Raw genomic sequence first — 7,191 nt, forward strand, 5'->3', positions numbered from 1 at the left:
GCCGAAGCTGATGCGGCATTGGCGCGAGCGGCCGGCCCAGGCCATGGCCCGCATGGCGAGACCGGTGGCGGCGCGGTAGAGCGCCGGCCGTGCCGCAAAGAACCCCCATACGGCGAGACCCTGGCGCACCGGCGCCGGCGACAGGTGGCGCTCGAACTCCCGCTCGCGCCAATGCCGCATCAGCTTCGGCAAGGGGATGCGGACCGGGCAGACGGATTCGCAGCGGCCGCAGAACGTCGAGGCATTGGGCAGGTGGGCCGACTTGTCGATGCCGATCAGTGCCGGGGTCAGCACCGCCCCCATCGGGCCAGGATAGATCCAGCCGTAGCTGTGGCCGCCGACCGCCTGATAGACCGGGCAATGGTTCATGCAGGCGCCACAGCGGATGCAGCGCAGCATGTCCTCGAACTCGGTGCCGAGCATCGCCGAGCGGCCGTTGTCCAGGATGACGACGTGGTATTCCTCCGGCCCGTCCGGGTCTTCCGCCCGGCGCGGCCCGGTCGACACCGTGGTGTAGACCGACATCTCCTGGCCGGTAGCCGAGCGCGCCAGCACGCGCAGCAGCTGCGCCACGTCGTTGCGGGTCGGCACGATCTTGTCGATCGCGGCCAGCACGATGTGGACCTTGGGCAGGATCTGGGTGAGGTCGCCGTTGCCTTCGTTGGTGACGATCACCGACGAGCCCGTCTCGGCCACCAGGAAGTTGGCGCCCGTGATGCCGATGTCGGCGCTGAGGAAACGATCGCGCAAGATGCCGCGGGCTTCCGTCAGCAGCAGCTGGGCGTCCGACAGGTCGCGCTCGGGGTGGAGGTGATCGTGTTTGTGCAGGCGGCGGAAGTCGGCCTCCACCTGCTCCTTGGTCAGGTGCACGGCGGGCGCGATGATGTGGCTCGGCACCTCGCCGCGCAGCTGGATGATGTATTCGCCGAGGTCGGTCTCCACCGGCTCGATGCCGGCCTGGTGCAGCGCGTCGTTGAGCCCGATCTCCTCCGACACCATGGACTTGCCCTTGGTGACGGTTTTGGCGCCGCGCTGCCGGCAGATGTCCACGATGGCCTGCCGCGCCTCGGCGGCGTCGCGGGCGTAATGCACATGGCCGCCCGCCTCCACCACCTTGGCCTCATAGGCTTCGAGGTAGAGGTCGAGGTGCTTCAGCGTATGGGCCTTGATGTCGCGCGCCGAATCCCGCAGCGCCTCGAATTCCGGCAAGGCGGCCGCCGCCCTGGCCCGCTTGTCGATGAAGGCCGTGCGGACGTGGTTGAAGGCCTTCTGCAACTGCGGGTCGTGCAGCGCCTCGTGGGCGTTCTGCTTGAAGGCATCGGATGTGGGATGGACCGTCATCGCGCCACCAGGAGTTTCGCGCCGAACAGGAGCATGGCTGCGCCCGCCACGCGGTCGAGCCAATGCGAGGCCCGGCCGAACAGCCGGCGGGCGGGGCCGCTCGACACCATCGTGGCCAGGGTCACGTAATAAAGCGTCGCCATGCTGGGCAGCAGCAGGATCGCGACGCCCTGCCCCCACAGGGGCAGCGTCAGCGCCCCCGTGGCCGAGAACACGCTCATGTAATAGGCCATGCTCTTCGGGTTGGTGGCATTGGTGACGAACCCGGCCGCAAAGGTCTGGCGCCACGAACCAGCGGCGCCCTCCGTCACGGGCAGGCGCGGCTTGAAAGAGCGGAACAGGGCCTTGAGGCCGAGCACCACGAGGTAGGCGCCGCACACCACCCGGAGCGTGGCCGCGAGCCAAGGTGCCGCCGCCAGCACGGAGCCGAGACCGGCGAGGCCCAGCGTCACCCACATAACGCTGGCGGGCCAGCACCCGGCCGCCGCCACATAGCCGAGTTTGCGGTCGCGCGCCGCGCTCTGGATGACCAGCATCGTATTGGGGCCGGGCGACAGCACGGAGGCGACCTGCACGCCGGCCAGCAACAGCAACGTATGCCCGGCGGGGCTCAAGCCTCCGCCTCGCTGGGCTGGCCGATGGCGGGCCCGTCCGCCATGCCGGCCAGGATCTCGGCCACGTGGCGCACCGCGGTGGGCGAGCCGCGCCGCGACAGCTTGCCGGCCATGTTCATCAAACAACCGAGGTCGCCCGCTACCAGCGTGTGGGCGCCGGTCTCGACCACCCGGTCGGCCTTGCGGTCGACGATGGCGTTGGACACCTCGCCGTATTTCACCGCGAAGGTGCCGCCGAAGCCGCAGCACACGTCGCTATCCACCATCTCGACGAGGTCGAGGCCGCGCACGCTGGCGAGCAGCTGCCGCGGCTGCGCCCGGATGTTGAGCTCACGCAGCCCTGAGCAGGAATCGTGATAGGTGACGCTGCCGTCGAAGCTCGCCTCGACCCGCGTGACGCCCATGATACCGGTGAGGAAGCTCACGAGCTCATGCGTCTTGTCGGCCAGCGCCCGCGCTTCGCGCACCAGCCCGGGGTCGTCGGCGAACATCTCGGGATAATGCTTGATGAGCGTGCCGCCGCAGGAGCCCGACGGCACCACGACGTAATCATAGGGCGCAAAGGCGCGCATCACCTGGCGGGCCAGGGTGCGGGCCGTAGCCCGGTCGCCGGAATTATAGGCCGGCTGGCCGCAACAGGTCTGGCTCGGCACGTCGACGATGCAGCCCGCATCCTCGAGCAGCTTCACGGCCGCGAAGCCGACGCTCGGCCGCATCAGGTCGACCAGGCAGGTCGCCAGCAGCCCCACGCGGGGCGTGCCGGGTTTCGGCAGGTTCAACATCGAACGATCTCACGCCGGGCTTACGGCCGGCTTCCTTGGAATCGTTCTGCCCCATCGGGCCCCGGGGGGCAAGGCGAGCCGACGCCGCATCGGAGCGATCGCCTTTGATCGGCATCGCCACCCGTCATTGCGAGCGGAGCGAAGCAATCCAGAACCGCGGCGCCACCTGGATTGCCGCGGCGACTGCGTCGCCTCGCAATGACGGCAGGTTAGGACAGCACTTAGGCCCGCCGCCTCAGTGCCCCGCGAATTCCACCAGCGTGCGCACCGGCACGTCCATGGCGCGCAGCTTGTCGGCGCCGCCGAGATCCGGCAGGTCGATCACGAAACAGGCCGCCACCACGTCGGCGCCGATGCGGCGCAGCAGCTGGGCGGCCGCCGTGGCGGTGCCGCCGGTGGCGATCAGGTCGTCCACCAGGATCACCCGCTCGCCCGGCTGCACGGCGTCCTGGTGCATCTCCATCTCGTCGAGGCCGTATTCGAGGCTGTAGGCGATGGACACAGTGGCGTGGGGCAGCTTGCCCTTTTTGCGGATCGGCACGAAGCCGGCCGACAGCTGATGCGCCACGGCGCCGCCCAGGATGAAGCCGCGCGCCTCGATGCCGGCCACCTTGTCAATCTTGGTGCCGGCCCAGGGCTGCACCAGCTCGTCGATGGCGCGCCTGAACGCCCGGGCGTCGCCCATCAGCGTGGTGATGTCGCGGAATAGGATGCCCGGCTTCGGGTAGTCCGGGATGGTCCGGATGATGTCCTTCAGGGCGGTCACGGGTGTCGCGGCTCCAGGCCTGTTGCGGTGCGAAAGCGGGGATGGGCCTAACGGCTGGCGTGCGCGAGCGCCAGCGGAAATCGCCGAAGCCGGCCCGATCCGTGCCAAGCGACGCTCGGCATCAGGGCCCTTGCTCGCGGACGGCATTCGACTAAAGGCAAGGCTGCCGTCTCATCTATCGGCCTATTCTTAGATTGGAAATCGCACCGAACCTGGCACTAGCTCAGGATCTGTGCCGCCGTCGCCTCCTCGATACCGAGGGCTGCCTGCTTCCTCATGCTCTCTGCGACAGCCTGCGAGTCCTCGTGCGCGTCGATATCGACGACCTTGCCCCATCGCATCCTGATGACGTGCACCCCGCGGTTTCGATAGGGGGAACCGTCCGGCAAGGTATCCGTCGCCGACCAGCGGACGATAATCGTAGTATTGTGCGGCAACCCTTTCACCCAGATGTCGTCCACGGTCAGCGTGAGGTGAGGGCATAGACGACCTAGGCGGCCGAACCATCGGCCAAGGGCCTCGCGATCATGGCGCTTGCCGCCGAGCGCATGAGCGCCGCCGAACTGGTGCTGGATGCCAGGATCACAGGCGCTGAGGATAGCGCCGAAGTCCTTTTGGTTCACCCGAAGGAAGTTCTTACGGGCGATGCGCTTCACAATGGCATGGTACATGAGCCGGGCTCCAGGCCTTGATGTTGACAACGTCTACATAGCTTAATGTTGACGCCGTCAATATGTTCCAGCAGGAATGCGGTATGACCAGTGTCGCGCCGAAGACGAGCTACCATCATGGTGATTTGCGCAGCGCCCTGATCGCAGCGGCAGAGCAACTGGTTGCGGAGCAAGCAGGGAAGCCGTTCACCCTGCGCGAGGTCGCGCGGGTTGCCGGGGTGAGCCATAACGCCCCCTACAATCACTTTGCGGATCGGCGTGCCTTGCTGGCCGCGATCGCGACACGCGGCTTCGACGATCTTACCGCCTCACTTCAGCGAGACCTCGCAGTGGTCGATGCCAAGGACGTTGCAGCAGGGATTCTTGCGACGGCCAAGTCCTACGTTGCTTACGCGGTGGCCTATCCGGCTCGCTACCAGCTGATGTTCAGTGCCGAACTGGCCGGCTGCGAGGACGGCGCATTGAAGGCAGCAGGCGAACGCGCCTTCAAGGTGTTGCAGGAGACGATCGCGCGGGGGGTGTCTTCGAGCCAGTTGCGTAGGGATCCGCTAGGAACACATGCACTCACCGCATGGTCGCTCGTTCATGGCTTCGCCACACTCGTACTCGACGGAAGGGTGCCGATTCCCCCTGGGCATGAAGCTCTTGCTGCACTCTCCGATACCATCGCAGCGACGCTGATCGATGGCTTGGCAGACGGTCGATCGTGAGGGGTCAAGCCCTGTCCTTGATCCATGATGCCCGTGCGTCGAACGTCCGCTCCCGTCATAACCCCGCGCCGGCAGACGGGCACAAATTCACATGGACCACTTCCAAGACCCCATCTTCAGACGCCGATTCCCAGCGTCGCTTCGGTCCGAAACAGGCTGAACCCGCAGCGACCGCGCTGAACCCCGCATCGATCGCATGTCCGGCTTCAACGCCTCTTTCACCCTATGCCGGCAGCACCACCACCTTCGTCTTCACCGGCGTGCGGCCGTAAAGGTCGATCATGTCCTGGCTGAGCAGGCCGACGCAGCCGCTGGTGATGCCCTGGCCGATCGTGTCCGGGTCGCTGGTGGCGTAGATGGTGAACAGCGTGTACTTGCCGTCCTTGTAGAGGTGCAGCGTGCGGGCCCCGAGCGGGTTTTCGAGGCCGCCCGGCATGCCGCGGGCGTATTTGCCGGCTTCGGGCTGGCGCTGGATCATCTCCTTGGGGGGCGTCCAGGTGGCCCATTCGGACTTGCGGCCCACATAGGCGTCGCCGCTCCAGCGGAAGCCGTCGCGGCCGACGTTGGCGCCGTAGCGGGTCGCCGAGCCGCCGCCCTCGATGCGGTAGACGAAGTGGTTGGCGGGGTCGATCACGATCGTGCCGGGCGCCTCGCTCGAGGCATATTGCACGGTGTGGCGGAAGTATTTTGGGTCGACCTTGCTGATGTCGACGGCCGGGATCGGGAATTTCTCGCCCGGCAGCGCCCCATAGGTGGCCTTGGCCTCGGCGCGCAGCAGGTCGTCGGTGTTGGCGCAGCCCGCAAGGCCAAGCGCGCCCGCCCCGGCCGCCGAGCCGATCAGGAACGAGCGTCGGCTGAGGCGGCCCGCCTCACGCCCGAGCGGCGCCGTCGCGCCAAAAACTCCATCCGTGTCGATCGCCATACCGCACGCCCTCGCTCACAGGCCGCAGGGCGACGCCGGGGCGTCGTCGATCAAACCGGCCGATCCGGCCGAGTTAGCGGGCGTGCGGCCAAAGGAGCAAGCCCCGCAGGCGCGGCGCGGCCTCCGTAGGGCCGCAAAGCCCGGCATGGCGACAAATGGGCAACGCAGATCGGGTTTTGGCCGGTCAGGTCTGGCCGAGCACCCGCGCCCCGATGAGGCCGAGCCGCGCCATGAAGGCCGGATCGCGCGCCGCGGGCGCCGTGATGAGCGCATTGTCGAGCGCCCTGTCGGAGCCGGCCGGGCATGGCTCGTGGTTCTCGGGGAAGTCGCGGATCAGCCGGGCGATCAGCGCGGCGGCACGGCCAGCGTTGGCGTGCACCACCTTGATGACCGCCGCCACATCGACATGGTCGTGCTCGGCATGCCAGCAGTCGAAATCCGTCACCATGGCGACCGTGGCGTAGCTGATCTCGGCCTCACGGGCGAGCTTGGCTTCCGGCATCGCGGTCATGCCCACCACATCGTAGCCGGCGGCCTTGTAGGTCAGCGATTCCGCCCGGGACGAGAACTGCGGCCCCTCCATGCAGAGGTAGGTGCCGCCAATCCGGTGGGCGATGTCTTCCGCCTTCGCGGCTTCGGCCAGGCGGTGCTGCAACAGCGGCGCGATCGGCTGCGCCATCGACACATGGGCCACGCAGCCATTGCCGAAGAAGGAGCTTTCGCGCCCCGCCGTGCGGTCGACGAACTGGTCCACCAGCACGAAGAATCCGGGATACAGCTCAGCCCGGTAGGACCCGCAGGCCGAGATCGACACGAGGTCGGTGACGCCCGCCTGTTTCAAGGCCGCGATATTGGCGCGGTAGTTGATGCCCGACGGCGACAAACGGTGGCCGCGCCCGTGCCGGGGCAGGAACACGGCCTCGCGGCCCCCGAGCGTGCCGAACCGCAGGGCGTCGGAAGGTTCGCCCCAGGGGGTGTCGACCCGCTCCTCGCGCAGGTTTTCCAGGCCCGGAAGGTCGTAGACGCCCGAGCCGCCGATGATGCCGATGACCGCCTTCGCCATGCCGCCCGCCCCCCGTGTTGCGCGGCCTTGATGCGGGATCGGCCCCGGCCGGTCAACCGGGCCCGGGGTTCAGAGCGAGCCGCGCAGCGCCGGCGGGGCACGGCAGTCGTGGCCGGGGCGTCGCTCGGCTGGCACGCTCTCATCATTGGCCGCGCCCGGTGGCAGCAACAACACCGAAGCCCCGGCGGCTTCGGGCGCCGCGAGGATGCGCACCAGGGCCGCGGCCGGCACCACCCCGGCCGCATCGACGAAATCGAGGCGCTGCCCGTCGGGCCGCACCGCCGTGATGGCGCGGTAGGGGCCCTGTCTCTTATACACATCT

The 7,191-nt window shown here is 68.0% G+C and carries 8 protein-coding genes; 1 reads left to right on the forward strand and 7 read right to left on the reverse strand.

All coding sequences use genetic code 11. The annotated features are described in order from the left end of the window. From P7D22_RS21705 to P7D22_RS21725, 5 genes are all read right to left on the reverse strand, one after another. Positions 1–1,341 (reverse strand): LutB/LldF family L-lactate oxidation iron-sulfur protein (locus P7D22_RS21705; protein ID WP_319936343.1); only part of this gene is annotated, 1,341 nt, incomplete at its 3' end. Further along, positions 1,338–1,955, reverse strand: coding sequence for a LysE family transporter (locus tag P7D22_RS21710; RefSeq protein ID WP_319936344.1), 618 nt, complete (start codon positions 1,953–1,955; stop codon positions 1,338–1,340). The genes P7D22_RS21705 and P7D22_RS21710, both read right to left, overlap by 4 nt. After that, complete coding sequence (locus tag P7D22_RS21715) at positions 1,952–2,737, reverse strand: (Fe-S)-binding protein (protein WP_319936345.1); 786 nt, start codon at positions 2,735–2,737, stop codon at positions 1,952–1,954. The genes P7D22_RS21710 and P7D22_RS21715 overlap by 4 nt, the downstream gene beginning before the upstream one ends. Before the next feature lie 235 nt (positions 2,738–2,972). Further along, complete coding sequence (locus P7D22_RS21720) at positions 2,973–3,503, reverse strand: adenine phosphoribosyltransferase (RefSeq protein WP_319936346.1); 531 nt, start codon at positions 3,501–3,503, stop codon at positions 2,973–2,975. Positions 3,504–3,721: 218 nt separating this feature from the next. Further along, positions 3,722–4,174: a nuclear transport factor 2 family protein gene (locus tag P7D22_RS21725; RefSeq protein WP_319936347.1), complete on the reverse strand. Its 453-nt coding sequence runs from the start codon at positions 4,172–4,174 to the stop codon at positions 3,722–3,724. An 83-nt stretch (positions 4,175–4,257) separates the two neighbouring features. On the opposite strand from P7D22_RS21725, the gene P7D22_RS21730 reads away from it, so the two are divergent. Beyond that, positions 4,258–4,884, forward strand: coding sequence for a TetR/AcrR family transcriptional regulator (locus tag P7D22_RS21730; RefSeq protein ID WP_319936348.1), 627 nt, complete (start codon positions 4,258–4,260; stop codon positions 4,882–4,884). A 223-nt stretch (positions 4,885–5,107) separates the two neighbouring features. On the opposite strand, the gene P7D22_RS21735 is transcribed toward P7D22_RS21730, so the two are convergent. Both P7D22_RS21735 and P7D22_RS21740 read right to left on the reverse strand, forming a co-directional pair. Then, complete coding sequence (locus P7D22_RS21735; protein WP_319936349.1) at positions 5,108–5,806, reverse strand: L,D-transpeptidase; 699 nt, start codon at positions 5,804–5,806, stop codon at positions 5,108–5,110. 184 nt (positions 5,807–5,990) lie between these two features. Then, positions 5,991–6,869 carry an S-methyl-5'-thioadenosine phosphorylase gene (locus P7D22_RS21740; protein WP_319936350.1) on the reverse strand — a complete coding sequence of 293 codons (879 nt, stop codon included), beginning with the start codon at positions 6,867–6,869 and terminating at the stop codon, positions 5,991–5,993. Positions 6,870–7,191: the final 322 nt, after the last annotated feature.

The sequence above is a fragment of the Lichenihabitans sp. Uapishka_5 genome (assembly GCF_033947565.1).
GTDB lineage: Bacteria > Pseudomonadota > Alphaproteobacteria > Rhizobiales > Beijerinckiaceae > Lichenihabitans.